Genomic DNA, 24,191 nt, shown 5'->3' with positions numbered 1-24,191 from the left:
ATCCCCGAACATTCCTTGAAAGGACACCCGCCATGAGCACCACCAACCCCGAAGTCGAGCTGCACGTCACCATTACCGAGGGCGACACCACCACCAATGGCGTCATCACCCTGGAGCTGGACGCCCAGCGCGCACCCAAGACGGTGCAGAACTTCATGAACTACGTGAACCAGGGCTTCTACGACGGCACCATCTTTCACCGTGTCATCAAGGGGTTCATGATCCAGGGCGGCGGCTTCACCCCTGACATGCAGCAAAAGCCCACCGAGGCGCCCATCGAGAACGAAGCGCAAAACGGTCTGGCCAACGACAAGTACACCGTCGCCATGGCGCGCACGGGCGACCCGCACAGCGCCACTGCGCAGTTCTTCATCAACACCGTGGACAACGCCTTCCTGAACCACACCTCGCCCTCGCCGCAGGGCTGGGGCTATGCCGTATTCGGCAAGGTGACCAAGGGCCAGGACGTGGTGGACGCCATCCGCAAGGTGCGTACCACCAGGAAGGGCTACCACGACGACGTGCCGTTCGACTCGGTGGTCATCGACAAGGCCGTCGCCGTCCAGGCCTGAGCGCCCTGCCCCGTCGTCTGCCCGCCATGCCTGCCCCCGCGCCCGCCATTGCCGAGCTGAGCGCCCCGGCGCACTGGCGCGCAGTGGACTGCCTGTCCGACCTGCACCTGGAGCCGGGCACGCCGGATGCGCTGGCGGCGCTGCTGCGGCATCTGCACGCCACGGCTGCCGATGCCGTGTTCATCCTGGGCGACCTGTTCGAGGTCTGGGTGGGCGACGATGCGCTGGATGAGCCGGGCGGCTTTGAAGCGCACTGCGCCGCCCTGCTGGGCCAGGCGGCGCGGCTGCGGCCCACCTTCTTCATGCACGGCAACCGGGATTTCCTGATCGGCCCGGCCTTTGCCGAGCGCACCGGCATCGCGCTGCTGGCCGACCCGACGCTGCTGCAGTTGGCCGGGCGGCGCTGGCTGCTGACGCATGGCGATGCGCTGTGCCTGGATGACGTGGCCTACCAGCGCTTTCGCGCCCTGGCACGCGATCCGGCCTGGCAGGCGCAGCTACTGGCTCGTCCCCTGCACGAGCGCCGCGCCACAGGCCGCAGCGCACGCGACGAGAGCGAGGCCAGGAAACAGGCTGGCACGGCAGTCCTGGCCGATGTCGATGCCCAGTCCGTGCAGGACTGGCTGCAGGCAGCCCGCGCCGACGCCCTGATCCACGGCCACACGCATCTGCCCGCCGACCATGCCCTGCCCGGCGGCGCCACGCGCCATGTGCTGACCGATTGGGATCTGACAGCCACCCCACCACGCGCCGGCGTGCTGCGCCTGGACGCCAGCGGCAGCTACCGCCTGCCGCTGGCCGGCTGATCCGCTCATCATGGCCGGCTGGCTGAACCGGCTGCTGCAGCGCGTACGCCGCAGCGTCGCGCCGGTGCCCGACATCCCGGCGCAGCTATGGCTGGACACCGTGGCGCGCTATCCCTTCATCGCCCGGCTGCCGCTGCACGACTTGGCCAAGCTGCGTGCGCTCAGCGCACTGTTCCTGCAGCGCAAGCAGTTCACCGGGGCGCATGGCCTGCAGGTCAGCGACGACATGGCGCTGGCCATCGCCGCCCAGGCCTGCCTGCCGCTGCTGCACTGGGGCGCGCCGCAGCAGGCGCTGCTGTGGTATGACGATTTCGTCGGCATCGTGGTGCATCCAGCCGAAGCCGTGGCGCGGCGCCGCGCAGTGGACGAAGCTGGTGTCGTACACCACTACCATGAGGTGCTGCAGGGCGAGGCCATGCAGGGCGGGCCGGTCATGCTGAGCTGGCCGGCAGTGGACGCAGCCGGCAGCGCGGCGGCTGGCGAGTACGCCACCAGCGTGGTCATCCACGAGTTCATGCACAAGATCGACATGCAGGGCGGCCAGGCCGATGGCTGCCCACCCCTGCCGCCGGGTTATCTGGGCACGGACAGCGTGCGCGCTGCCCGCGAGGCCTGGCACGCCGCCTGGCAGCCGGCCTATGAGCAATTTCGCGAGCAGGTCATCATTGCCGAGCGCTTCGGCGGCACCCGGCCCTGGCTGGATGCCTATGGCGCCACGGCACCGGCGGAATTTTTCGCCGTGGCCTGCGAGGCCTGGTTCGTACACCGCGAGCGCTTCAGCCAAGAGTTCCCGACACTGGCGCCGCTGCTGCAAGCCTTCTTCCAGCCCGCGCCGACTACTGCTGCACCTTGACGCCGGTGGCCACGCGCTGGCGCACTTGGACTAGCACGGCCTTGAGGCGCCGGGCGTTGTCCAGCCCCATGCGCAGCAGCAGCTTGTGGCCGCTGCTCAGGGCCTGCAGTTGCGGGTCAACAAACTCATAGCGCACCCAGGGCCGCAGCGATGGCACTTCGCCTTCGACGGGCGTGAGCTGCACGGCCAGCGGCTGCGCCGGCTCGGGCGCTGCCAGCAGATGATCCAGCACCTGCACCAGCCGGTCGTTGAAATGGCGGCCCGGATAGCCCAGCTCTTCATAGGCCGTCTGGAACAGTGGATACAGACGGGCATACAACTGCACTGCGGGATCCAGCGGCACGGCCTCAGCAAAGGTGATGAAGGCGCGGTAACGGTCGGCGTTGTCGGCAGCGATGGTCTGCGGCCCTTGTTGTGGTGTGTCATCGACGGCGAAGCGCCCCGGCGTGGGCTGCACCGGCCACAGCCGGGCCACCGCCTGGGGCCGGGCCAGGTTGTCCACCGTGACCACAGCACGGCGCGCGAAGCCGTCGGTCAGCAGGAAGGTGGCAACCTGCTGCGCACCCAGCAGGGCTGTCAACTCGTCCTGCACCCGGCTGTCGGCATCGGCGGGAGCCGGCAGATCGGCAGCCGGCGCCGCCAGTGCCTCCACGGGGTGGTGCTCCAGGGGCAGCAAATCCGCTTGGCTCTCTGGCGCAGCAGTGGGTGGCGGATCGGCGGGATCGGCAGGAGCCGTGGCTGTGGCCGGGCCGGCTGGGGCAGTCATGCCGGGAGCCAGGCCCGGGCGCCACCAGAGCCACCAGGCCACCGCTACAACAACCACAGTCAGCAGCAGCCAGCCGAGGGCGGGGAAAAGGGAAGAGCGGCGCGGCGGCACAAAGCCTGCGCTGCGTGATCGGGGTTGGGTCATGGGCACTCCAGGCAGACAGCTGGCGGCGGCACAGACAGGCCGCCCAGGTTGTCCATCGTGCGAGTGCGAAGCCTGCGTGGTGTTCCCGCAAGGCGCCATACAGACAAAAGGCCTTGCACCGAAATGATGCAAGGCCTTGATTTCATTGGTCGGAGCGGCGGGATTCGAACTCGCGACCCTCTGCTCCCAAAGCAGATGCGCTACCAGGCTGCGCTACGCTCCGACAGCTGGCATTCTAACCCGTCAAAACGCAGTGCCCAGCGAGCCAGCGCATTATTTTCCTGATCAACGCCGGTGGGGAGCATTGGGGCCGGGGCCGCGCCCGGGCAGGTGGCGGAAGGTGATGCGGCCCTTGGTCAGGTCGTAGGGCGACATTTCCAGCGAAACCTTGTCGCCGGCCAGGATGCGAATGTGGTGCTTGCGCATCTTGCCGCCGGTGTAGGCAATGAGCTGGTGCCCATTGTCCAGCGTCACGCGAAAGCGTGAGTCGGGCAGCACTTCAGTGACGCTGCCCTGCATCTCGATGAGTTCTTCTTTGGCCATGAATGATGATGATTCTGTGAAACGGTTTGCGGGAGAGCCCGAAGTCTGAAGCGCCCGTAGGCCGGGAACCACGCAGACCCTTCGCGGGCGCGAAGCACGGTGCAATGCAGGCTGGAAAAAACTCTGCACCCGCAGGTGCAGGGAGCCGGTGCGGCCCATGGCAGCGAAAGATGCTCCGGGCGCGCAGCCGCAGCAGCTTTCGTGGCAGCAGCAGGCGTGGCGCTGTGCTAAACCGGTCAATTGTAGCGCCTTGATCTGCAAGACGCCACGCTTGCCCTTATTGCGCCACGGCCCGCGCCAGCGCACGCACCAGATCCGTCTGGGTGATGATGCCCACCAGTTGGCCTTCTCGATCGACCACCGGGAAGTGATGGTGCCCGGCCTCGGAGAACAGCGGCACCAGCGCCATGACCGGCTGCTCGGTCTGCACCTGCTGCGCCGGTGTGCTCATCAGGTTGCGCACCTTCTCGGGTTGCCTGGGACGCCCCAGGATCAGCGAGCGCAAGCGCTGCCCCATGCCTTCGTGCGCATCCAGATTTGCCAGGCGCATGAAGTCGGCCATGGTGATGATGCCCACGACTTCACCGTGTTCGCCCACCACCGGCAGCGCCTTGATGGCCTCACGGCGCATGAGCTTCCAGGCATCGGCCAGCGCGATATCCGGTGCCACGGCATGTACGGGAGCCGACATGATGTCCTGGCAGCGCAGCTCCCCAAAAGTGCGCTGGAAGGCTGCCCGGCTGGCCAACTGCAGCAGGCCTTCCAGGTCGGCCCGGCTGATGTCCAGCACTTCGTCGTAGTGCGCCAGCGCGGCGTCCAGATCGGCCGAGGTGAAGGCGCCGCTGCCTGCCGAGGCGCTGCCTGCAGCAATCTTCTGGGCGTGCGGGTAGCTGCGCCCCGTCAGGTGGTTGTAGACGGTGGCCGTGAGCACCAGCACACCTACATTGAGCAGCAACGGCCCCGCAGCCGATAGCGTGGCCTCCGGTGGATGCAGCACGGCAAACAGCGCCATGGCTCCTCCGGGCGGATGCAGGCAGCGCAGCGTCAGCATGGCAGCGACTGCCAGCCCCACGGCCAGCGCGCAGGCCACGACCACATTGCCGATCCAGGCCGCGCAGCCGATGCCGATCAGGAAAGACAGCACGGTGCCGGCCAGCACCGGCCAAGGCTGGGCCAGGGGCTGGCAGGCACGGCAATCACCAAGGCCGCGCTGGCCCCTATGGACGCCACCAGCCAGGGCGCCGGCAGGGTGGTCTCCAGTTCATGCGCCAGCACTGCCACGGCGGCAACGCTCAGCGCGATACCGGCCACAATGCGCAGGCGCTCGCGCCAGGTGATGCCCACCGGTTGCGGAAAGAACAGCCGCAGCCATTGCAGGCAGCGGCGCACACGGGCGCGCACTGCGCCGCTGGAGGCAGGCACGCCGGTGAAACGAAAGGTGGGCATGGGAGCTTGCACCACCCGGCGGGCAATGCGAGTCAAACGCGAAAAACCCGCCATTATCTGCCTGCCCGGCAGTGTCTGCAGGGTTCCACAGAAAGCAGCCGGCCCGGCCTCTACAATCGCAGCACCCTCCACGAAGCCAATGCCGCCACGTGTCTGACCGCCTCGCCGTCCTGCCCCAATACCTGCTGCCGAAACAAGCCCTGACTGTCCTGGCCGGAAAATTTGCCTCGGCCCGCGCCGGCGCGCTGACCACGGCAGTCATTCGCCGCTTCGTGGCCCGTTACCGGGTGGACATGCACGAGGCTGCCGATCCGGACATTGCGAGCTACGCGACGTTCAATGATTTCTTCACCCGTGCCCTGCGCCCCGGCGTCCGGCCCATGGACGAAGCCGATGTCATCTGCCCGGTCGATGGCGCGGTCAGCCAACTGGGGGGCATCGAGGGCGACCAGATCTTCCAGGCCAAGGGTCATCACTACAGCACCACGGCGCTGCTGGCCGGCGACGAAAACCTGGCGGCTACTTTCCGGGACGGCAGTTTTGCCACCATCTACCTGAGCCCGCGTGACTACCATCGCATCCACATGCCCTGCGATGGAAGGCTACTGCGCATGGAATACGTGCCGGGTTCGCTGTTTTCCGTCAGTCAGGTGACGGCGCGCGGCGTGCCGGGCCTGTTTGCCCGCAACGAGCGCGTGGTCTGCCTGTTCGAGACTGCGCTGGGCCCCATGGCGCTGATACTGGTCGGGGCAACCATCGTCGGCAGCATGGCCACTGCCTGGCATGGGCAGGTGAATCCACCGCGCCCGGGCCGGCTGCGCCGCTGGGACTATGCCGATCAAAGAATCGTGCTCCAGCAGGGCCAGGAGATGGGGCGGTTCCTGCTCGGCTCCACGGTCGTACTGCTGTTCCAGCGTTCAGCAGTGCAGTTTGAACCGGGTTGGGAGGGGCAGCGCGCGGTGCGCCTGGGCGAGGCCATGGCACGGGCGCAGAGCCACGGCGTGCGTGACACGCCCTAGAAACGCGGGCCGGTCGATACTACGCGCCGGGTGGTGAAAACCGTCGGCTCTATCTCGATGAGCAGCGACTTGACCGGATCGGTGCGGCCCACCAGATACACCATCAGATCGTGGCGCCGCAGGGCGATGTGGCTGATCGTTTCCCACGAGCCACGGTGGCGCACGCGCGCGCCCGGCTTGTACAGCGGCATCCGAAAACGCTCGCTCCAGCCCCAGGGCGCCTCGGGGCTGTCGGCTATGGCAAGGGAGGAGGCAGGAGCATTCATGGCAATGATTTTACCGGCTGCCATGCCACCAGTCCCAGGACTGGGCAGGGTGCCGGGATATGTCCTGCAGAGCCCCCAGACAGCTTTTATATAATCGACCTCTTATGCTTCGCTGGCTGCTCACCCTGATCTCCCTGCAGTTCCTGCTGGGCCTGGGAGTGTCCGCATGGGCGAATACCGCGCATCCCGGCCCGGCATGGCCGATGGCGCACAGCACCGCGCAATGCGCAGCCAAGCCTCCAGCTCCGGTGCTGGAGGCGCCGTCTGCGTCTGCACAGATACCCGGCAGCCCTAGCGACAGCAGCACTGCCGACTCCACCGACAGCACTGTCGGCAGCGTCGATCTGCCCGATGACCTGGAGTTCCAGCGCACTGCCGCCACTGACGCAGCGCTGCGTTTTCCCTGTCCGACCCAGCCCGGACTCTGGCTGATCTCCCAGCCTGCGCATCGCCAACTGCGCCCACCACGCGCCTGAAAGGCCTGCCGGCCCTGTCGCCTTCTGGCGACAAGCAGCCTGGCCCCTGGCCCTTTGTTCGGCTGGACTGCCTGCCCCACTCATGGCGCGCAGACCCCGGCCCTCGCCTTGCCTGCCTTTCGGAGTTCCCATCATGCGATTGACCACACGCGGCAAACTTGCCGTCACTGCCCTGACCGACCTGGCCCTGCACTCGGGAGGCCAGCCCGTCGCCCTGCCTGCCATCAGCGCGCGCCAGAGCATCTCCCTGTCCCATCTGGAGGACATCTTCAGCGCCCTGCGCCGTGCCGGACTGGTGGCCAGCAGCCGCGGCCCGGGCGGCGGCTACCGGCTGACCTGCCCCCCCAGACATTGACGGTGGCACAAATCATCCAGGCCGCCGAGGCCGCCCTGCCGGCTCCCAGGCCACGCCGTCCCCAGCACGCCGCCAACACCGACATGACTGCCGAACTCTGGAGCAGCTTTCAGGGCCGGGTGATGGACTATCTGCAATCGGTCACCCTGGCCGATCTGCTAGCCCAGCAGCCACGCGCTTCGGTCTCAGTGGCCAGTCGGCGGGGCGCCTCCCGCACGCGCCCGGTGCGCCAGATTCCGGCGCAGGATGTGCCCAACTCGGTGTTCGCCCTGGGCCTGACACCATCTTGATGGGGTTGACCCATCGCCACAGCCGCCGCTGAAGAAACTCACTACCGTTGCCGACAGGCATCCATCGGGAAAAACCCTGAGATTACCTACAATCGCCCGCTTCATGGCCGGAACCCACCGCCCGGCTGGACAACAGTGGAGGTCGCAGGTCTTGTCCTCAGTGGTTCTTCAACAGCAGACGGCAACAGCAAGCCCGCAGACTCGGCCCAGCCTGGCCTACAACCCGGCGCTGGACGGCCTGCGCGCCGTTGCCATCGTGCTGGTCATCCTGTCGCACGCCCATGCACCACTGTTCGACGGAGCTTTCTACGGCGTCGATGTGTTCTTCGTGCTCAGCGGCTTTCTGATTTCCACGCTGCTGCTGATCGAGCTGGAGGGCACAGGCCGGCTGCACTACTGGCGCTTTTGCCGCCGCCGGCTGTTTCGCCTGACGCCGGCGCTGGCGCTGTTTCTGGGCACCTACTGCCTGCTGGCCCCCTCCATCTGGCCGGGTCTGGACGATGTCTATCAGGACGCCCTGGTATCGCTGCTGTACCTGGCAGACTACGGCATCGCCTTCTTCGACAGCCCCGGCACGCTGCTGCACATGTGGTCGCTGTCGGTGGAGGAGCATTTCTATCTGCTGTGGCCGCTGACACTCGCGCTGCTGGTGCGCTGGACGGCACCGGGCCGGCGCTGGCGCCCGATTGCCGCGCTGCTGCTGTTGGCCTGGGCCTGGCGCGTGCTGTGGGTGCTGCGCGGCCAGCAGTTCTACGAAATCTTCTTTCGCTTCGACACCCGCGCCACCGGCCTGCTCATGGGCGCCTTGCTGGCGGCGCTGGTGCGCGAGCAACCGGCGTGGTTCATCGCCCTGCGCGTGCGCCTGTCGCACGGCATGTGGTTCGTGCTGGCAGTGCCACTGCTCATGGCGCAGACCTGGGACGACATGAACGTGCTGGCCTGGGGCATCACCGTGGTCGAGTGCGCCACCGTCATCGTGTTGATGGCGGTGCTGCAGCGCCGCGGCACGGCATACGAGGCTCTCAGCGCCCCGGCGCTGGTCTGGCTGGGGCGCATGTCCTATGGCATCTATCTGTGGCACTACCCCATCGTGCGCCTGCTGCGCGCCGACCAGCCTTGGCCGGTGACGGTGCTGCTGGGCCTGGCGCTGTCATCGGCGCTGGCTGCGCTGTCGTACTACACCGTCGAGCGCTGGGCCTTGCGCTGGCGCGATGGGACGCGCCGCCCCACTCGCCCGGCGCAGCCAGCCCTCAGCGCGGATTGACGTAAACCATGGTGGCCTGCATCAGGGCGACCACCTTGGGCGCAGCCGCATCGCCGCCCTCTGCCGCATGGGCCAGCACCTCGCCGGTGACCACGGCCAACTGTCGCCCGGCATTGACCACCCGACCCACGGCGACAAAGCGCTGGCCGATGGCCGGGCGCAGGAAATTGGTCTTGAACTCCGCCGTCACGACCTCGCAGCCTACCGGCCCGCGGGTCAGCGCAGCGTAGCCGCAAGCACTGTCCACGATGCTGGTGATGGCGCCGGCATGGGCATAGCCATGCTGCTGCGACAGGCCGGGCGCGAAGGGCATGTCGATCTGCACTTCACCGTCCTGCACGCGCACCAGGCGCGCGCCCAGCGTGGCCATCAGGCCCTGGGCGTTGAAACTGGCGGCGATGCGCTGGTGGAGGTCGTTCATGGCGTACCGTTTTTGTGTTTTTTTGGGGGAGCGGGTCAGGTCAGGTTCAGCCCGCCGTCCAGCAGCAGGACTTCTCCGGTCAGATAGTCGCTGGCGGCCAGCAGGGCGATGGCCTGCGCCACGTCGGCCGGCTGGGCGGCGCGGCGCAGCGGGGCGCGGTCGCGCCACAGCGCCTGGGCCTGCGTCCAGTCGGCCGTCAGGGGCGTGTCGACCAGGCCGGGCGCCACGGCGTTCACCCGGATGCGCGGCGCCAGCGACAGCGCCAGCAGCCGCGTCATGTGGTTGAGCGCCGCCTTGGAAGTGGCGTAGGGAATGGACGCGCCCTTGGGCCGCACGCCAGCGTGCGAGCTGACGTTGATGACGCAACCGGCGCGCCCGCGCCCGGCCGCCGCCTCCAGCGCCGCACGCGCCTGGGCCACCAGACGGAACGGGGCGACCACGTTGACCTCGTGCAGCTCGTGCCAGAGGTCTGGTGTGGCAGCAAGCAGATCGTCGTGTGGCACCACGCGGCTGATGCCGGCGTTGTTCACCAGCACGTCCAGCCGGCCCCAGGCGGCCTCGGCCTCGCGCACCAGGCGCACGCGGTCGGCATCCACCGCCAGGTCGGCCTGGATGTAGACCGCGCGGCCCAGCTCGGCGGCCAGCGCCTGGCCGGCCTGCGCCGAGCTGCGGGAATGCACGATGACCGCGTAGCCCTCGTGCGCCAGGCGGCGCGCGGCGGCGGCGCCGATGCCCGACGTCGACCCGGTGACCAGGGCGACGGGCGCGGTGGCGCTCAATCGAGCAGCGACAGGTCGCGCACGGCGCCCTTGTCGGCGCTGGTGACCAGCTTGGCATAAGCCTTCAGCGCTGCGGACACCTTGCGCGGACGCGGCTCGGCGGGCTTCCAGCCCCGGGCGTCCTGCTCGGCGCGGCGGCGCGCCAGCTCCTCATCGCTCACCAGCACATCGATGGTGCGGCCCGGGATGTCGATGCGGATGCGGTCGCCATTGCGCACCAAGCCGATGGCGCCGCCCGCCGCTGCCTCGGGCGAGACGTGGCCGATGGACAGGCCGGACGTGCCGCCGGAAAAACGTCCATCCGTCAGTAGCGCGCAGCACTTGCCCAGACCCTTGGACTTGATGTAGCTGGTCGGATACAGCATTTCCTGCATCCCCGGCCCGCCCTTGGGGCCTTCGTAGCGCACCACCACCACATCGCCAGCCTTGACCTGATCGCTCAGGATGTGCTCGACGGCTTCGTCCTGCGACTCGACCACGTGCGCCGGGCCTTCGAAGACCAGGATGGACTCATCCACGCCCGCCGTCTTGACCACGCAGCCATCGAGCGCGATGTTGCCGTGCAGCACGGCCAGCCCGCCCTCCTTGCTGTAGGCGTGCTCATAGGAGCGGATGCAGCCATGCTCGCGATCCAGATCCAGGCTGGGCCAGCGGCTGTCCTGGCTGAAGGCGGTCTGCGTCGGGATGCCACCCGGGCCGGCCAGGTACATGCGCTGCACGGCCTCGTCCTGGGTGCGCGTGACATCCCACTGCTCCAGCGCCTCGCCCAGCGTCCTGGCGTGTACCGTGGGCACGTCGGTATGCAGCTTGCCGGCGCGGTCGAGTTCGCCCAGGATGGCCATGATGCCGCCAGCGCGGTGTACGTCCTCGATGTGGTATTTGTCGGTATTGGGCGCCACCTTGCACAGCTGCGGCACCTCCAGCGACAGGCGGTCGATGTCCTTCATGGTGAAGGCGATCTCCGCCTCCTGGGCAATAGCCAGCAGGTGCAGGATGGTGTTGGTGGAGCCGCCCATGGCGATGTCCAGCGTGATGGCATTCTCGAACGCCGGCAGGCCCACCGAGCGCGGCAGGATGCGCTCGTCGCCCTGCTCGTAGTACTGGCGGGCCAGCTCCACGATGCGCCGACCGGCGCGCTTGAACAGCTCCTCGCGGTCGGCGTGCGTGGCCAGCAGCGTGCCATTGCCCGGCAGCGACAGGCCCAGGGCCTCGGTCAGGCAGTTCATGGAGTTGGCGGTGAACATGCCCGAGCACGAGCCGCAGGTCGGGCAGGCCGAGCGCTCGACCTCGGCCAGGTCGGCATCGCTGACCTGCTCATCGGCGGCCATGACCATGGCATCCACCAGGTCGAGCTTCTTGGTGATGGTGATGGTGGCCTTGCCGGGCATGGCCAGCTGCGCCTTACCTGCCTCCATCGGCCCGCCGGAGATGAAGATGACCGGGATGTTCAGCCGCATGGCGGCCATCAACATGCCGGGGGTGATCTTGTCGCAGTTGGAGATGCACACCATGGCGTCGGCGCAGTGGGCATTCACCATGTACTCGACGCTGTCGGCGATGATTTCGCGGCTGGGCAGCGAGTACAACATGCCGTCGTGACCCATGGCGATGCCGTCATCGACGGCGATGGTGTTGAACTCCTTGGCCACGCCGCCGGCAGCCTCGATCTGGCGCGCCACCAGCTGTCCCAAGTCCTTCAGATGCACGTGGCCGGGCACAAACTGCGTGAACGAGTTGACCACTGCGATGATGGGTTTCTGGAAATCGGCATCCTTCATGCCGGTGGCACGCCACAGCGCGCGCGCGCCTGCCATGTTGCGGCCGGCAGTGGAGGTCTTGGAACGGTATTCGGGCATCGTGAAACCTGGACGGGAAAGAGGGCGAAACAAGCGGGGGAGCAGCCACCTGGCCGGGCCGGCATGTATGCGCTGGGCAGCAAGTGGCTGAACATGGCCCGCACCAGGCCTCTTGAGCCAGGGCGGGCAAAGCAAATGATTATGTCGCAGCACTCCGGTGGCACCGGCAACGCGGGCATACTGGCACGCCTGTCCGACCCGCCTGCCTCTGCCTTTGTTCAGCCCTGTCCAGCCATGACCCAGCAGCCCCGCGCCCAGCAGCCCATCGGCGTATTCGACAGCGGCATTGGCGGCCTGAGTGTGCTGGCAGCATTGCGCGAGGAGCTGCCGCACGAGCGCTTTGTCTATCTGGCCGACAGCGCCCACGCCCCTTATGGCGAAAAAGGCGATGCCTTCGTCATCCGCCGCACCCTGGTCATCGGACGCTGGCTGCAGCGCAAGTACGGCATCAAGGCGTTGGTCGTGGCCTGCAATACCGCCACTGCCGCTGCGGTAGAGCGGCTGCGCGCTGCCCTGCCAGCGCTGCCGATCATTGGCGTCGAGCCGGCCCTCAAGCCCGCCGCCGAGCGCACCCGCACCGGCCAGGTCGGCGTGCTCGCCACGCGCGGCACGGTACACAGCGCCCGCTTTGCCCGGCTGCGCGAGGCCCATGCGTCACGGGTGCGCTTTGCCGTACAGGCCTGCGACGGCCTGGCCCAGGCCATCGAGCAAAGCACGGTGCCGGCATGGTCGGCGCGAGAGGAAGCACACAGGCGCATTCGCGAGCTGTGTACACGCTATGTCGCGGCGCTGGGGAACTTCGGCAGTGGGGCCGGGAAAATCGATACCCTGGTGCTGGGCTGCACGCACTATGTCTTCGTGCGGCCTATGCTGCGTGAACTGGTGGGGCCTGATGTCCAGCTCATCGACACCGGCCCGGCAGTGGCGCGGCAGACGCGGCGCCTGCTGGCCGTGCAGCAGGCGCTGGCGCCCCAGCCCTGCACGGGCGATGCCTGCGATGCCACATCCGGCAATGCGCCGGTCTTGTTGCATACCACGGGCGCAGCAGGTGCCCTGCAGGCGGCTGTCGACCGCTGGCTGCAACTGCCCTCGGCCCACAGCAGCACCGTGGCAATCGCCTGATACCGAAAAAAGGATAAAAACCGGGTTTCCCCCTTTGCCAGCAAGCGGTGACAGCTCTTTTTTCAGGAGCAAAAGACCACCGGATCCACCTGTGCTGGGGCTGTCGCTGTCAGTGCAGATGCCGTGGGCGGCGACCGCCGCCATGCCCGGCATTGCCACCTGGACCGCCACTGCCGCGCGGTGGCTTGCCGATCTCCAGCGAATTGACCAGCGCGTCGAAGCGCTCGGTGAACAATTTGTCGATCTCACCGACCACGCCGCCGAGCTCGGCGCCGTCGAAGTGGCGCTCCATCAGGTTGACGACATCCTGCACCAGAAGGTCACGCTGCACCTGCATGATGGCTGCCGGCGTGGGGCCGACGAAGAGCAACAGGAAGTCATCGCGCGCGTCGGCCTCATCATCGGCTTCGTCCTCGTCGAACTCGGCATCGTAGAAGCTGACCTCGATGGCTGCGCCCTGCTGGGCCAGCTCGTTGAGGCCCATGCACATGTCGTCCAACGACTGGCGGAAATCATCGCCGCCGCGCACCGTCCAGCACATCTGCAGCACGCGCTCTTTGGGGTCGAACTGGATGCCGGGCTCGTCTTCGTAGGCGCTCTCGGCGCCATCGGCCAGCGAGCGGGCGCCAGCGTACTTCCACAGCGGCTTGAGAGCTTCCTGCAGCTGGTTGAAATCCACCTCCGGGCGCAGCTGCACCTGGCCGTGGACGTGAATCTCGAAGGGAGCGTTGTAATGTGACATGTGGATTCCAATGGTGCCCCGGGCCGGGATTGAACCGGCACGCCCCTTTGCAGGAAAGCGGCGGATTTTAAGTCCGCAGTGTCTACCAATTTCACCACCGGGGCGGCTGGCCTGCAGATGACTGGCCGGCGAAGTGACCAGCGTAACTGCCTGGGACAGGGGATGCAATGGCTCCCGCGTCGACTGGCAGACAACTGCTTGCAAGCAATAAAAAAGGGAAGCCTGAGCTTCCCTTTTGCATGACTGGAGCGGGAAATCGGTCTCGAACCGACGACCTCAACCTTGGCAAGGTTGCGCTCTACCAACTGAGCTATTCCCGCATATTTTCCTGATTGCCTGCTGATCGCAGCGCGCTCTGGAAAGACTGAAATTCTAGCACGTCTTTTTGCCCATTTTGCGAACCAGTCAAGATTATCTTTGCTGGCGCCGCATGGATGTGGCAAAAAACTGGAGGCGCGGGCCGGAGTCGAACCGGCCTCATCGGATTTGCAATCCGGTGCATAACCGCTTTGCTACCGCGCCAAACCTCACACTGTAAAAAAGGGGAGCCACAGCACCCCTTTTCACAAAACTGGAGCGGGAAATCGGTCTCGAACCGACGACCTCAACCTTGGCAAGGTTGCGCTCTACCAACTGAGCTATTCCCGCATTTACCGAAGCCTCACATTCTACAACGCTTGGCATCGATGGATGGAAGTTTAACGCATTTTTTGCCCTACATCGGGGAAAGCACCAAATTTTTCTCCCATCCCGACCACCAGTGCGCGTCAGTGAGGCACCGCGCCTGCGCCTCCGGCATGGCCGGAGACTGGTGCAGACACGGCTGCTGCGGCTTGGGCGGCCACCTCCTCCTCGGTCAAAGGCTCGGGCTTGCGCTCCAGGGCCACTTCCAGCACCTTGTCGATCCACTTGACGGGCACGATCTCCAGGCCGCTCTTGACGTTGTCCGGGATGTCCTGCAGATCCTTGACGTTCTCTTGCGGGATCAACACCGTCCTGATGCCCCCGCGCAGCGCCGCCAGGAGTTTTTCCTTGAGGCCACCGATAGCCGTGATCTCGCCGCGCAGCGTGATCTCGCCGGTCATGGCCACGTCGGCGCGCACCGGGATGCCCGTGAGCGCCGAGACGATGGCCGTGGCCATGGCGGCGCCGGCGCTGGGGCCATCCTTGGGCGTGGCGCCATCGGGTACGTGGATGTGCAGGTCGCGCTTGTCGAATGCCTCATCCTTGATGCCCAGCAGGCGCGCGCGGCTGCGCACCACCGTGCGTGCCGCCTCGACGGACTCCTTCATCACGTCGCCCAGCGAACCGGTGCGGGTGATGCTGCCCTTGCCCGGCATGGTGGCCACTTCGATGGTCAGCAAGTCGCCGCCGACTTCCGTCCAGGCCAGGCCCACGACCTGGCCGACCTGGTTGTCGTGCTCGGCGCGGCCATAGGTGTACTTGCGCACGCCCAGGTACTCATGCAGGTTCTCGGGCGTGACCTCGACCGGGCCGCTGGTCTGCTTGAGCTGCACGGCCTTGACCACCTTGCGGCAGATCTTGGACAACTCGCGCTCCAGCGAGCGCACGCCAGCCTCGCGGGTGTAGTAGCGCACGATGTCGCGCACGGCGGCCTCGGTGATTTCCAGCTCGCCCGCACGCACGCCGTTGTTCTCCATCTGCTTGGGCAGCAGATATTTCAACGCGATGTTGGTCTTCTCGTCCTCGGTGTAGCCCGACAGGCGGATGACTTCCATGCGATCGAGCAGCGCCGGCGGAATGTTCATGGAGTTCGATGTCGCCACGAACATGACGTCCGACAGGTCGAAGTCCACCTCGACATAGTGATCGCCGAACTTGTGGTTCTGCTCGGGGTCGAGCACCTCCAGCAGCGCGCTGGACGGGTCGCCCCGGAAATCCATGCCCAGCTTGTCGATCTCGTCGAGCAGGAACAGCGGGTTGCGCGTGCCGACCTTGTTCAGGTTCTGCAGCACCTTGCCGGGCATGGCACCGATGTAGGTGCGACGGTGGCCCCGGATTTCCGCCTCGTCGCGCATTCCGCCCAGCGCCATGCGCACGTACTTGCGGCCCGTGGCCTTGGCGATCGACCGGCCCAGCGAAGTCTTGCCTACGCCCGGCGGCCCGACCAGGCACAGAATGGGGGCCTTGAGCTTGTCCACGCGCTGCTGCACGGCCAGATACTCCAGGATGCGATCCTTGACTTTCTCCAGGCCATAGTGGTCTTCGTTGAGCACGTCCTCGGCCAGCGCCAGGTCGTGGCGCACCTTGGTCTTCTTGCTCCAGGGCAGGCCGACCAGCACATCGATGTAGTTGCGCACCACCGTCGCCTCGGCGGACATGGGCGACATCAGCTTGAGCTTCTTCAGCTCGGCTTCGGCCTTCTTGCGCGCCTCGGCGGGCATCTTGGCGGACTTGATCTTTTTCTCGATCTCCTCGATATCCGCGCCTTCCTCGCCCTCGCCCAGTTCCTTCTGGATGGCCTTGACCTGCTCGTTCAGGTAGAAATCGCGCTGGTTTTTCTCCATCTGGCGCTTGACACGTCCCCGGATGCGCTTGTCCACGTTGAGGATGTCCACCTCGCGTTCGAGCTGCTCAAACAGATTCTCCAGCCGCTCCTTGACGTCGGCCAGACCCAGCACGACCTGCTTGTTGTCCAGCTTGAGCGGCAGGTGCGCAGCGATGGTGTCGGCCAGGCGACCGGCATCCTCAATGCTGGCGATCGAAGCGAGGATTTCTGAAGGAATCTTCTTGTTCAGTTTGACGTACTGGTCGAACTGCTGCATCACCGCGCGGCGCAGCGCCTCGACTTCGCTGGTTGCGCCCGCCTCGGCCACTGGTAGTGGACGCAAGGTGGCAGTGAAAAGCGCTTCGCTTTCCTCGACCTGCACCACGGCAGCGCGCTGCTGGCCCTCGACCAGCACCTTCACGGTGCCGTCGGGCAGCTTGAGCATCTGCAAGATGGTGGAGACACAGCCGACCTCGAACAGATCAGCCACCTGCGGCTCGTCCTTGGCGGCAGTTTTCTGCGCCACCAGCATGATGCGGCGATCGGCCTCCATGGCCTGCTCCAGCGCCTTGATGCTCTTGGCGCGGCCCACGAACAGCGGGATCACCATGTGGGGAAAGACCACCACGTCGCGCAGGGGCAGCAGCGGCAGGTCTATGGGGGTATCGGGCAAAGGGGTGAGTCCGGACATTGCAATCCTTGAATAGCTCCATGGCATATGGGCCAGGAGCGAATGGTTTCAACCCGCAGCGGCTTGCGCTGCGGGATCTGCCGGCCTCCGGGACGGCGCCCGCGTCAGGCCTTCTTGGCGGCTTCGCGATAGACCAGCAGCGGCGCCTTGCCCTCTTCGATCGTGGCCTCGTCAACCACCACCTTCTCGACGTTGGAGGCGTTGGGCAAGTCGAACATGGTGCCGATCAGGGCGTGCTCCAGGATGGAGCGCAGACCGCGTGCGCCGGTCTTGCGCGCAATCGCCTTACGGGCGATGGCCTTGAGCGCCGTGGGGCGGATCTCCAGATCCACGCCTTCCATGGCCAGCAGCTTGCTGTACTGCTTGACCAGTGCATTCTTGGGTTCGGTCAGGATCTGCACCAGGGCGTCCTCGCCCAGCTCGGCCAGGGCCGTGACCACGGGCATCCGACCCACCAGCTCGGGGATCAGGCCGAACTTGATCAAATCCTCAGGCTCAATGTCCTGGAACAGCTCGGTCAACGAGCGCTGCGACTTGCTCTTGACCGCCGCGCCAAAGCCGATGCCGGAGGCCTCGGTGCGCGCCTCGATGACCTTGTCCAGGCCGGCGAAGGCACCGCCGCAGATGAACAGGATGTTGGTCGTGTCGATCTGCAGGAAGTCCTGGTTGGGGTGCTTGCGCCCGCCCTGCGGCGGCACGCTGGCCAGCGTGCCCTCGATGAGCTTCAGCAGCGCCTGTTGCACGCCCTCGCCCGAGACGTCGCGGGTGATGCTGGGGTTGTCGCTCTTCCTGCTGATCTTGTCGATCTCGTCGATATAGACGATGCCGCGCTGGGCACGCTCGACCTCGTAGTTGCAGCTTTGCAGCAGCTTGCTGATGATGTTTTCCACGTCCTCGCCGACGTAGCCGGCCTCGGTCAGCGTGGTGGCATCGGCCATGACGAAGGGCACATCGAGCTGGCGTGCCAGGGTTTGCGCCAGCAGCGTCTTGCCCGAGCCGGTCGGGCCGATCAGCAGGATGTTGCTCTTGGACAGCTCGACATCGTCCTTGCCCGCCTTGTCCTTGTGGCGCAGGCGCTTGTAGTGGTTATAGACGGCCACGGCCAGCGTGCGCTTGGCTTTTTCCTGGCCGATGACATAGCTGTCCAGATTGGCCTTGATCTCGGCAGGCGCGGGCAGGTCGCCGCGTGCGTCGCGCGCGCTCTCGCCCGGTGGCAATTCGTCGCGGATGATCTCATTGCACAGGTCGATGCACTCGTCGCAGATGAACACGGACGGCCCGGCGATCAACTTCTTCACCTCATGCTGGCTCTTGCCGCAAAAGGAGCAATACAGGGTCTTCTCGCTGGATGAGCCTTTTTTCTCGGCCATGAATGAAAGTGCCTCGCGACTGGGTAACTGGATAAAGCTGCCATCGATGATAGCGAAATAAAAACGGCGCTTCCCGTGCAGGAAACGCCGCATTCGGCGCAGGAAAAACCTGGCGCGTGTCTTCGCTCAGGGGCGCTTGGCGATGACTTGATCGACGATGCCGTAGTCCTTGGCTTCGCCCGCTGTCATGAAGTAGTCGCGCTCGGTGTCGGTCTTGATCTTGTCCAGAGGCTGTCCGGTGCGCTCGGCCAGGATGCGGTTCATCTGATCCTTGGTGCGCAGGATGTCGCGGGCATGGATCTCGATGTCGGTCGCCTGGCCGCGTGCGCCGCCCAGCACCTGGTGGATCATGATCTTCGAATTCGGCAGCGAGAAGCGCTTGCCCTTGGCGCCAGCGGCCAGCAGGAACGCCCCCATGCTGGCAGCAAAGCCGCAGCACAGCGTGGACACGTCGGGCTTGATGAACTGCATGGTGTCGTAGATGGCCATGCCCGCCGTGACGCTGCCGCCGGGCGAGTTGATGTAGAACGAGATGTCCTTGTCCGGGTTCTCGCTCTCCAGGAACAGCAACTGCGCCACCACCAGGTTGGCCGTCTGGTCGTTGACTTCGCCGACCAGGAAGATGACCCGCTCCTTGAGCAGGCGCGAATAGATGTCATAAGACCGCTCGCCGCGGCCCGACTGCTCGATGACCATGGGGATCATGCCCAGGGCCTGGGTGTCCAGTGCGCTCATGTGTCGTTTTCTCCGTTGCCGTACAGATTCACCAAAGGAAATGGGGCTTGTGCCGCAAAGCACAAGCCCCGCAAGCATGGCGCTGGCTGCCGTGTCGGCCAGCGTTCAGGCTGATCAGCCCTGCTGGCCCATCAGCTCGTCAAAGCCCAGCGCCTTGTCGTTGACGCGAGCCTTGGACATGACGTAGTCGGTCACATTGTTCTCGATGACCACGGCCTCGACCTCGCCCATGCGGTTGCGGTCGCTGTAGTACCAGCGCACCACATCCTCGGGCTGCTCGTAGCTGGCCGACAGCTCGTCGATGTGGGCCTTGACCTGCTCGGGCTTGGCCTGCAGTTCGTTGGACTTGACCAGCTCGGCCACCACCAGACCCAGGCGCACGCGGCGCTCGGCCTGCGGGCGGAAGATATCGTCGGGGATGTCGGCCTTGTCGGCGTCCTTGATGCCACGCTGCTTGAGGTCGGCGCGGGCAGCGTCGCGCAAGCGCTCGATCTCGGACTGCACAGCGGCGTTGGGCAGATCCAGCTCGGCCTTGGACAGCAGCGCCTCCATGGCGGCCTGCTTGTTGCGCGCCAGCAGGCGGAACTTGACCTCGCGCTCCAGGTTCTTCCTGATGTCGTCGCGCAGGGCCTGCACCGAACCGTCCTCGATGCCCAGGGACTTGACCATCTCCTCGTCCACCTCGGGCAGGTGCGCGGCCTCGATGTTCTTCACCGTAACCAGGAAGTCCGCCGTCTTGCCGGCCACCTCCTTGCCGTGGTAGTCCTCGGGGAAGGCCAGCGGGAAGGTCTTGCTCTCGCCCGCCTTCATGCCGCGCACGGCATCCTCGAACTCCTTGAGCATCTGGCCCTCGCCGACCAGGAACTGGAAGTCCTCAGCCTTGCCGCCAGCAAAGGGTTCGCCGTCGATCTTGCCCTCGAAGTCCACGCTGACGCGGTCGCCGTCTTCGGCAGGCTGGCCTTCGGCGCGCTGGCTGAAGGTGCGGCGCTGCTTGCGCAGGATGTCGATGGTCTTGTCGATGGCCTCGTCGGTCACCTCGGCGCTGGTGCGCTCGACCTCGGCCTCGGACAGATCGCCGATCTTGACCTCGGGGAAGACCTCGAACACGGCGTCGAAGCTGACCTCACCCTCGGGCGCGCCGTCCTTTTCGGTGATGCGCGGCTGGCCGGCCACGCGCAGCTGCGCCTCGCTGGCGGCCTGGGCAAAGGCCTCGCCCACTTTGTCGTTGAGCACCTCGTACTGCACCGAGTAGCCGTAGCGTTGCTGCACCACGCTCATGGGCACCTTGCCGGGGCGAAAGCCGTCCATCTTGACGGTGCGCGCCAGGCGCTTGAGGCGCGCCTCGACCTCGCTCTGGATGGCGGACAGGGGCAGGTTCAGCGTGATCTTGCGCTCAAGCTTTTCGAGGGTCTCAACATTTACGGCCATGGTGTTTCCTGGTGTCGGTTGCTTCGGATGCGTCGAAATAGGGGCCGTGACAGCGAGCCGCGCAGGCTCCTGGCCTGGTTGTGGCTGCAGCTTGGTCAGCGTGTCACGTTGGTGCGCGGGGGGGACTCGAACCCCCACAGTGTTGCCACCGTCAGGACCTAAACCTGGTGCGTCTACCAATTTCGCCACCCGCGCGGTTTTGGCCAGCCCGGTGCGCGCATGGGGCGCACATCTGCCCGGGCTGGCAGGTCAAACGGCAGATTTTACCCTGATGTTTCAGCCCGGCCCGGCAAGCCGCACGCGCAGGCCGGCCAGCCCACCCAGGCCCGACAATCGCCGGCGTGAAGACTTCGCCCCCAACCACGCCGGCCCCGCCCCTGGCCCCGCGCCGGTCTCGCACTACGAGAACTTCCCCGTCGCCTCGCTGCTGTGCCCGGCACCGCTGCGCGCGCCGATCGCCGCGCTGTACGCCTTTGCCCGCACCGCCGACGACCTGGCCGACGAGGGCACGGCCAGCAGCGCCGCACGTCTGGCCGACCTGCAGGCCTACCGCCGCGACCTGCAGGCCAGCGCCGCCGGCCAGGCCCCCAGCCCACGCTGGGCGCGCGTGTTCATCCCGCTGGCCGCCGTGCTGCGCAGCCACGCCCTGCCGCTGCCGCTGCTGCACGACCTGCTGGACGCCTTCGAGCAGGACGTCCGCATGACCGCCGCCGGCAGTACCCACGCCGACCGCGCGGCGCTGCTGGACTACTGCCGCCGCTCGGCCACCCCGGTCGGGCGGCTGCTGCTGCACCTGTACGGCGTGCAGGATCGGGCTGCGCTGGCGCAAAGCGACGCCATCTGCTCGGCGCTGCAGCTCATCAACTTCTGGCAAGACCTGAGCGTCGATCTGCCGCGCGGGCGGCACTATCTCAGCGATGCCGACTGCGCCGCCTTCGCCGTGCCGCGCACCGAACTGGCCGCGCAGCGGCGCAGCCCGGCCAGCGACGCGCTGATCCTGGACTGCGCCGCCTGGGCGCGTACGCTGATGCTGCAGGGCGCGCCGCTGGCGCGTGCCCTGCCCGGCCGCGCCGGCTGGGAGCTGCGCCTGGTCGTGCAAGGCGGCCTGCGCATCCTGGACAAGGTACAGGCCCTGGGCGGCGCCAGCCTGCTGCAGCGCCCAGTCCTGCGCGCGCCGGACTGGGCGCTGATGCTGCTGCGCGCCGCGCGCATGTAGCCGCCAGCCTCCCGCAACTCATTTATTGATAGCTATCAGCGCTTGCCTGGATTGAAAAAACCGGGATTTTTATCTGAAAACACCCGTCTCCAGGGCGCGTCGCGCCACATGGGACAATCCACGCCCGATGACTCCCCAGCAGTACGTTCAGCACAAGGCCGCCGCTTCGGGCAGCAGCTTTTACTACGCCTTCCTGTTCCTGCCGCGCGAGCGACGGGCGGCCATCACGGCGTTCTATGCCTTTTGCCGCGAGGTGGACGACGTGGTCGATGAGGTCAGCGACCCGGGCGTGGCCGCTGCCAAGCTCGACTGGTGGAGCGGCGAGGTCGCCAAGACCTTTGCCGGCGCGCCCAGCCACCCGGCCACCCAGGCGCTGGCGCCGCACATCACCCCTTTTGGCCTACAGCAGCGCCAGCTGCAGGCGGTGATCGACGGCTGCCGCATGGACTTGACGCAGACGCGCTACCTGGACTTTGCCGACCTGCAGCGCTACTGCCACTTGGTGGCCGGCGTGGTCGGCGAGGTGGCCGCGCGCATCTTCGGCCAGAGCCAGGAGGCGACGACCGAGTACGCACACCGGCTGGGCCTGGCCTTCCAGCTCACCAACATCATCCGCGACGTGGGCGAGGACGCCATGCGCGGGCGCGTCTATCTGCCCGTCAGCGAGCTGCAGCAGTTCGACGTGAAGATCAGCGAGATCACCCAGCGCCAGCACTCCGAGCGCTTTGCCGCGCTGATGCGCTTCCAGTGCGCGCGCGCGCAGCAGACCTACGACGAGGCGCTGGCGCTGCTGCCCGCAGCCGACCGGCGCGCGCAAAAGCCCGGCCTGATGATGGCCAGCATCTACCGCACGCTGCTGGCCGAGATCGAGGCCGACGGCTTTCGGGTGCTGCACCAGCGCACCAGCCTGACCCCTTGCGCAAGCTGTGGCTGGCCTGGAAGGTGCAGGCGCTGGGCCGGATGTAGGCCCGGCCACAGCACGGCGGACACAACGCAAATGACGATGAGGGTTGCCGTCATCGGCGCCGGCTGGGGCGGCATGGCCGCTGCCGTGCGCGCCGCCCAGGCCGGCCACGCCGTCACCGTGCTGGAGGCCAGCCGCAGCCTGGGCGGGCGCGCACGCACCGTGCCGGCCACGCTGGCCGACGGGCGCAGCGTGCAGCTGGACAACGGCCAGCACATCCTGATCGGCGCCTACACCGAGTGCCTGGACTTGCTGCAGACCATTGGCGTGTCGGCGCAGCAAGCCTTGCTGCGCCTGCCGCTGACGCTGCGCTTTGCCGACGGCAGCGGCCTGGCCCTGCCCGATGCCGCCCCGCCCTGGGACGCGCTGCTGGGCATCGCCCGCGCGCGCGGCTGGAGCGCTCGCGAGCGCCTGGCCCTGCTGGGGCGCGCGGCGCGCTGGCGCCTGTCCGGCTTTCGCTGCGCGCCGCAGGCCAGCGTGGCCGAGCTGTGCGCCGGCCTGCCGGCGCGACTGATGCACGAATTCATCGAGCCGCTGTGCGTCTCAGCCTTGAACACGCCGGCAGGGCAGGCCTGCGGCCAGACCTTCTTGCGCGTGCTGCACGACAGCCTGTTTGCCGGGCGCGGCGGCTCCAACCTGCTGGTGCCGCGCACCGACCTGGGCGCGCTGCTGCCCGAGCCGGCTGCCGACTGGCTGCGCGCACGCGGCCACAGCGTCCACCTGGGCCGGCGCGTGCAGACCCTGGCGCGCGCGCCCGGCGGCGCGGGCTGGCTGATCGATGGCGCCGGTACTGGTGTTGGTGCAGGCCAGGCGGGCGACGGCACGGCAAAGGACGGCGGCAGCGGCGCGGCCCACTTCGACGCCGTGCTGCTGGCCACCAGCAGCCAGGAAGCGGCCCGGCTGGCCGCCAGCGCGCAAGTCCCCGCCACCGAACGCCAGCCTCTGCAGACCTGGGCGCAGACAGCGCAGGCGCTGCGCTTTGGCGCCATTGCCACGGTCTATGCCGAGCTGCACCACTCACCGCAGTCCCTGCCGCAGCCCTCGCCGCAGTCCCCGGCCCAGGAGCGCACCGCCCTGCTGCCCGCCCCCATGCTGGCGCTGCGCAGCGGCCCGGCGCAATTCGCCTTCGATCGCGGCCAGCTCGACGGCACGCATGGGCTGCTGGCCTTTGTCGTCAGTGCCTTTGCCGGCGAGCGCGTCGCGCTGGAGCAGCAGGTATTGGCGCAGGCCAGCCGCGAACTCGCCCTGCCGCCGCTGCGCGTGCTGCAAACCGTGGTCGAGCGGCGGGCGACGTTCCTGTGTACGCCACAGCTGGCCCGCCCGCCGCAGGCCATCGCCCCCGGCCTGCTGGCCTGCGGCGACTACGTGGCCGGGCCGTATCCGGCGACGCTGGAAGGAGCGGTGCTGCACGGCGCGGCAGCCGTGGCGGCGCTGGGCCAGTGATTCACCTGAGGATTGCTACCCTTTAAATAGCTGCCAGCGCTTGCCCAGCAAGGGTTTCGACGGTATTTCATATCAATTACAGGCAGGTAGCCGGCGTCCACCGCCACACGCGCTG

General features: G+C 67.0%; 24 protein-coding genes, 6 tRNA genes and 1 pseudogene. 12 read left to right on the top strand and 19 right to left on the bottom strand.

The window, feature by feature from the left end; genetic code table 11:
- The first annotated feature begins 32 nt into the window (after nucleotides 1-32).
- From IDM45_RS03480 to IDM45_RS03470, 3 genes are read left to right on the top strand one after another with little or no spacing between them, the layout of a single operon-like run.
- Entirely contained in the window at nucleotides 33-572 is a 540-nt protein-coding gene (locus IDM45_RS03480) for a peptidylprolyl isomerase (protein ID WP_209421627.1), read from the top strand.
- A gap of 26 nt (nucleotides 573-598) precedes the next feature.
- Nucleotides 599-1,378 carry a UDP-2,3-diacylglucosamine diphosphatase gene (locus IDM45_RS03475; RefSeq protein WP_209421625.1) on the top strand — a complete coding sequence of 260 codons (780 nt, stop codon included), beginning with the start codon at nucleotides 599-601 and terminating at the stop codon, nucleotides 1,376-1,378.
- Nucleotides 1,379-1,388: 10 nt separating this feature from the next.
- On the top strand, nucleotides 1,389-2,231 hold the full coding sequence (locus tag IDM45_RS03470) for a M90 family metallopeptidase (protein ID WP_209421624.1): 843 nt from the start codon (nucleotides 1,389-1,391) through the stop codon (nucleotides 2,229-2,231).
- Here the strand turns inward: IDM45_RS03470 and IDM45_RS03465 are convergent.
- The 5 genes from IDM45_RS03465 to IDM45_RS17500 all read right to left on the bottom strand — a co-directional run bounded on the left by IDM45_RS03465 (nucleotide 2,215) and on the right by IDM45_RS17500 (nucleotide 5,130).
- Nucleotides 2,215-2,997, bottom strand: coding sequence for a DUF3014 domain-containing protein (locus IDM45_RS03465; protein ID WP_209421623.1), 783 nt, complete (start codon nucleotides 2,995-2,997; stop codon nucleotides 2,215-2,217). The two genes, IDM45_RS03470 and IDM45_RS03465, sit on opposite strands and share 17 nt — an antisense overlap.
- A gap of 290 nt (nucleotides 2,998-3,287) precedes the next feature.
- A tRNA-Pro gene (locus tag IDM45_RS03460) sits at nucleotides 3,288-3,364 on the bottom strand.
- Nucleotides 3,365-3,426: 62 nt separating this feature from the next.
- The gene (gene infA / locus IDM45_RS03455) at nucleotides 3,427-3,684 is read right to left on the bottom strand and encodes a translation initiation factor IF-1 (RefSeq protein ID WP_209421621.1); all 258 of its coding nucleotides are present in this window, start codon (nucleotides 3,682-3,684) and stop codon (nucleotides 3,427-3,429) included.
- Between the two features lie 277 nt (nucleotides 3,685-3,961).
- Nucleotides 3,962-4,828 carry a CBS domain-containing protein gene (locus tag IDM45_RS03450; protein ID WP_232653488.1) on the bottom strand — a complete coding sequence of 289 codons (867 nt, stop codon included), beginning with the start codon at nucleotides 4,826-4,828 and terminating at the stop codon, nucleotides 3,962-3,964.
- Nucleotides 4,813-5,130, bottom strand: a complete 318-nt coding sequence (locus tag IDM45_RS17500; RefSeq protein ID WP_232653490.1) for an HPP family protein — start codon at nucleotides 5,128-5,130, stop codon at nucleotides 4,813-4,815. The genes IDM45_RS03450 and IDM45_RS17500 overlap by 16 nt, the downstream gene beginning before the upstream one ends.
- Nucleotides 5,131-5,279: 149 nt before the next feature.
- Between IDM45_RS17500 and asd the strand changes: the two genes are divergently transcribed.
- On the top strand, nucleotides 5,280-6,149 hold the full coding sequence (asd, locus tag IDM45_RS03445) for an archaetidylserine decarboxylase (protein WP_209421619.1): 870 nt from the start codon (nucleotides 5,280-5,282) through the stop codon (nucleotides 6,147-6,149).
- Here asd and IDM45_RS03440 read toward each other — a convergent pair.
- Nucleotides 6,146-6,415: a hypothetical protein gene (locus IDM45_RS03440; protein WP_209421617.1), complete on the bottom strand. Its 270-nt coding sequence runs from the start codon at nucleotides 6,413-6,415 to the stop codon at nucleotides 6,146-6,148. The two genes, asd and IDM45_RS03440, sit on opposite strands and share 4 nt — an antisense overlap.
- A 104-nt stretch (nucleotides 6,416-6,519) precedes the next feature.
- On the opposite strand from IDM45_RS03440, the gene IDM45_RS03435 reads away from it, so the two are divergent.
- The 4 genes from IDM45_RS03435 to IDM45_RS03425 all read left to right on the top strand — a co-directional run bounded on the left by IDM45_RS03435 (nucleotide 6,520) and on the right by IDM45_RS03425 (nucleotide 8,800).
- A complete protein-coding gene (locus IDM45_RS03435; RefSeq protein ID WP_209421615.1) occupies nucleotides 6,520-6,891 on the top strand; it encodes a hypothetical protein in 372 nt (123 codons plus the stop codon).
- A 133-nt stretch (nucleotides 6,892-7,024) separates the two neighbouring features.
- Nucleotides 7,025-7,246 carry an Rrf2 family transcriptional regulator gene (locus tag IDM45_RS17495; protein WP_233457469.1) on the top strand — a complete coding sequence of 74 codons (222 nt, stop codon included), beginning with the start codon at nucleotides 7,025-7,027 and terminating at the stop codon, nucleotides 7,244-7,246.
- On the top strand, nucleotides 7,243-7,536 hold the full coding sequence (locus IDM45_RS17490; protein ID WP_233457468.1) for a hypothetical protein: 294 nt from the start codon (nucleotides 7,243-7,245) through the stop codon (nucleotides 7,534-7,536). The genes IDM45_RS17495 and IDM45_RS17490 overlap by 4 nt, the downstream gene beginning before the upstream one ends.
- A 151-nt stretch (nucleotides 7,537-7,687) precedes the next feature.
- Nucleotides 7,688-8,800, top strand: coding sequence for an acyltransferase family protein (locus tag IDM45_RS03425; RefSeq protein WP_232653495.1), 1,113 nt, complete (start codon nucleotides 7,688-7,690; stop codon nucleotides 8,798-8,800).
- Here the strand turns inward: IDM45_RS03425 and IDM45_RS03420 are convergent.
- Genes IDM45_RS03420 through ilvD form a run of 3 tightly spaced genes read right to left on the bottom strand, consistent with a single transcriptional unit; the run spans nucleotide 8,787 to nucleotide 11,856 of the window.
- Entirely contained in the window at nucleotides 8,787-9,221 is a 435-nt protein-coding gene (locus tag IDM45_RS03420; protein ID WP_209421613.1) for a PaaI family thioesterase, read from the bottom strand. The two genes, IDM45_RS03425 and IDM45_RS03420, sit on opposite strands and share 14 nt — an antisense overlap.
- A 35-nt stretch (nucleotides 9,222-9,256) precedes the next feature.
- Nucleotides 9,257-10,000, bottom strand: coding sequence for an SDR family NAD(P)-dependent oxidoreductase (locus IDM45_RS03415; RefSeq protein ID WP_209421612.1), 744 nt, complete (start codon nucleotides 9,998-10,000; stop codon nucleotides 9,257-9,259).
- Nucleotides 9,997-11,856: a dihydroxy-acid dehydratase gene (gene ilvD / locus IDM45_RS03410; protein ID WP_209421611.1), complete on the bottom strand. Its 1,860-nt coding sequence runs from the start codon at nucleotides 11,854-11,856 to the stop codon at nucleotides 9,997-9,999. The genes IDM45_RS03415 and ilvD overlap by 4 nt, the downstream gene beginning before the upstream one ends.
- Nucleotides 11,857-12,090: 234 nt before the next feature.
- Here ilvD and murI point away from each other — a divergent pair, with 234 nt between their 5' ends.
- Complete coding sequence (gene murI, locus IDM45_RS03405; RefSeq protein ID WP_209421610.1) at nucleotides 12,091-12,978, top strand: glutamate racemase; 888 nt, start codon at nucleotides 12,091-12,093, stop codon at nucleotides 12,976-12,978.
- Nucleotides 12,979-13,087: 109 nt separating this feature from the next.
- On the opposite strand, the gene IDM45_RS03400 is transcribed toward murI, so the two are convergent.
- The 10 genes from IDM45_RS03400 to IDM45_RS03355 form a co-directional block, all read right to left on the bottom strand.
- Nucleotides 13,088-13,720, bottom strand: a complete 633-nt coding sequence (locus tag IDM45_RS03400; RefSeq protein WP_209421609.1) for a DUF6806 family protein — start codon at nucleotides 13,718-13,720, stop codon at nucleotides 13,088-13,090.
- A gap of 11 nt (nucleotides 13,721-13,731) precedes the next feature.
- Nucleotides 13,732-13,824, bottom strand: a tRNA-Leu gene (locus IDM45_RS03395).
- Nucleotides 13,825-13,964: 140 nt separating this feature from the next.
- Nucleotides 13,965-14,040, bottom strand: a tRNA-Gly gene (locus IDM45_RS03390).
- A gap of 128 nt (nucleotides 14,041-14,168) precedes the next feature.
- A tRNA-Cys gene (locus IDM45_RS03385) sits at nucleotides 14,169-14,242 on the bottom strand.
- 50 nt (nucleotides 14,243-14,292) lie between these two features.
- Nucleotides 14,293-14,368, bottom strand: a tRNA-Gly gene (locus IDM45_RS03380).
- A gap of 119 nt (nucleotides 14,369-14,487) precedes the next feature.
- A complete protein-coding gene (gene lon, locus IDM45_RS03375; protein WP_209421608.1) occupies nucleotides 14,488-16,920 on the bottom strand; it encodes an endopeptidase La in 2,433 nt (810 codons plus the stop codon).
- A 104-nt stretch (nucleotides 16,921-17,024) separates the two neighbouring features.
- Entirely contained in the window at nucleotides 17,025-18,290 is a 1,266-nt protein-coding gene (gene clpX / locus IDM45_RS03370; RefSeq protein WP_209421607.1) for an ATP-dependent Clp protease ATP-binding subunit ClpX, read from the bottom strand.
- 126 nt (nucleotides 18,291-18,416) lie between these two features.
- The gene (gene clpP, locus IDM45_RS03365) at nucleotides 18,417-19,025 is read right to left on the bottom strand and encodes an ATP-dependent Clp endopeptidase proteolytic subunit ClpP (protein WP_209421606.1); all 609 of its coding nucleotides are present in this window, start codon (nucleotides 19,023-19,025) and stop codon (nucleotides 18,417-18,419) included.
- 114 nt (nucleotides 19,026-19,139) lie between these two features.
- Nucleotides 19,140-20,453 carry a trigger factor gene (tig, locus tag IDM45_RS03360; protein ID WP_209421605.1) on the bottom strand — a complete coding sequence of 438 codons (1,314 nt, stop codon included), beginning with the start codon at nucleotides 20,451-20,453 and terminating at the stop codon, nucleotides 19,140-19,142.
- A gap of 109 nt (nucleotides 20,454-20,562) precedes the next feature.
- Nucleotides 20,563-20,648: transfer RNA gene (locus IDM45_RS03355), tRNA-Leu, on the bottom strand.
- A gap of 76 nt (nucleotides 20,649-20,724) precedes the next feature.
- On the opposite strand from IDM45_RS03355, the gene hpnC reads away from it, so the two are divergent.
- From hpnC to hpnE, 3 genes and pseudogenes are all read left to right on the top strand, one after another.
- Nucleotides 20,725-21,669 carry a squalene synthase HpnC gene (gene hpnC, locus IDM45_RS03350; protein ID WP_209421604.1) on the top strand — a complete coding sequence of 315 codons (945 nt, stop codon included), beginning with the start codon at nucleotides 20,725-20,727 and terminating at the stop codon, nucleotides 21,667-21,669.
- Nucleotides 21,670-21,796: 127 nt separating this feature from the next.
- Nucleotides 21,797-22,635: pseudogene (gene hpnD, locus IDM45_RS03345) on the top strand (presqualene diphosphate synthase HpnD).
- A 37-nt stretch (nucleotides 22,636-22,672) separates the two neighbouring features.
- Nucleotides 22,673-24,076, top strand: a complete 1,404-nt coding sequence (hpnE, locus tag IDM45_RS03340; RefSeq protein WP_209423983.1) for a hydroxysqualene dehydroxylase HpnE — start codon at nucleotides 22,673-22,675, stop codon at nucleotides 24,074-24,076.
- Nucleotides 24,077-24,191 lie beyond the last annotated feature (115 nt).

Source organism: Melaminivora jejuensis, assembly GCF_017811175.1.
In the GTDB taxonomy this organism is placed as follows: Bacteria; Pseudomonadota; Gammaproteobacteria; order Burkholderiales; family Burkholderiaceae_C; genus Melaminivora; species Melaminivora jejuensis.
The sequence above is the reverse complement of the archived record's forward strand: the minus strand, read 5'-3'. Positions and strand labels throughout refer to the sequence as shown.

Bases quoted from the DNA above. Each gene is read 5' to 3' on its own strand.
- IDM45_RS03480 (WP_209421627.1), top strand. From the start codon at position 33: ATGAGCACCACCAACCCCGAAGTCGAGCTGCACGTCACCATTACCGAG.
- IDM45_RS03475 (WP_209421625.1), top strand. From the start codon at position 599: ATGCCTGCCCCCGCGCCCGCCATTGCCGAGCTGAGCGCCCCGGCGCAC.
- IDM45_RS03470 (WP_209421624.1), top strand. From the start codon at position 1,389: ATGGCCGGCTGGCTGAACCGGCTGCTGCAGCGCGTACGCCGCAGCGTC.
- IDM45_RS03465 (WP_209421623.1), bottom strand. From the start codon at position 2,997: ATGACTGCCCCAGCCGGCCCGGCCACAGCCACGGCTCCTGCCGATCCC.
- infA (WP_209421621.1), bottom strand. From the start codon at position 3,684: ATGGCCAAAGAAGAACTCATCGAGATGCAGGGCAGCGTCACTGAAGTG.
- IDM45_RS17500 (WP_232653490.1), bottom strand. From the start codon at position 5,130: ATGCCCACCTTTCGTTTCACCGGCGTGCCTGCCTCCAGCGGCGCAGTG.
- IDM45_RS03440 (WP_209421617.1), bottom strand. From the start codon at position 6,415: ATGAATGCTCCTGCCTCCTCCCTTGCCATAGCCGACAGCCCCGAGGCG.
- IDM45_RS03435 (WP_209421615.1), top strand. From the start codon at position 6,520: ATGCTTCGCTGGCTGCTCACCCTGATCTCCCTGCAGTTCCTGCTGGGC.
- IDM45_RS17495 (WP_233457469.1), top strand. From the start codon at position 7,025: ATGCGATTGACCACACGCGGCAAACTTGCCGTCACTGCCCTGACCGAC.
- IDM45_RS03420 (WP_209421613.1), bottom strand. From the start codon at position 9,221: ATGAACGACCTCCACCAGCGCATCGCCGCCAGTTTCAACGCCCAGGGC.
- ilvD (WP_209421611.1), bottom strand. From the start codon at position 11,856: ATGCCCGAATACCGTTCCAAGACCTCCACTGCCGGCCGCAACATGGCA.
- murI (WP_209421610.1), top strand. From the start codon at position 12,091: ATGACCCAGCAGCCCCGCGCCCAGCAGCCCATCGGCGTATTCGACAGC.
- IDM45_RS03400 (WP_209421609.1), bottom strand. From the start codon at position 13,720: ATGTCACATTACAACGCTCCCTTCGAGATTCACGTCCACGGCCAGGTG.
- lon (WP_209421608.1), bottom strand. From the start codon at position 16,920: ATGTCCGGACTCACCCCTTTGCCCGATACCCCCATAGACCTGCCGCTG.
- clpX (WP_209421607.1), bottom strand. From the start codon at position 18,290: ATGGCCGAGAAAAAAGGCTCATCCAGCGAGAAGACCCTGTATTGCTCC.
- clpP (WP_209421606.1), bottom strand. From the start codon at position 19,025: ATGAGCGCACTGGACACCCAGGCCCTGGGCATGATCCCCATGGTCATC.
- tig (WP_209421605.1), bottom strand. From the start codon at position 20,453: ATGGCCGTAAATGTTGAGACCCTCGAAAAGCTTGAGCGCAAGATCACG.
- hpnC (WP_209421604.1), top strand. From the start codon at position 20,725: ATGTTTCAGCCCGGCCCGGCAAGCCGCACGCGCAGGCCGGCCAGCCCA.
- hpnE (WP_209423983.1), top strand. From the start codon at position 22,673: ATGAGGGTTGCCGTCATCGGCGCCGGCTGGGGCGGCATGGCCGCTGCC.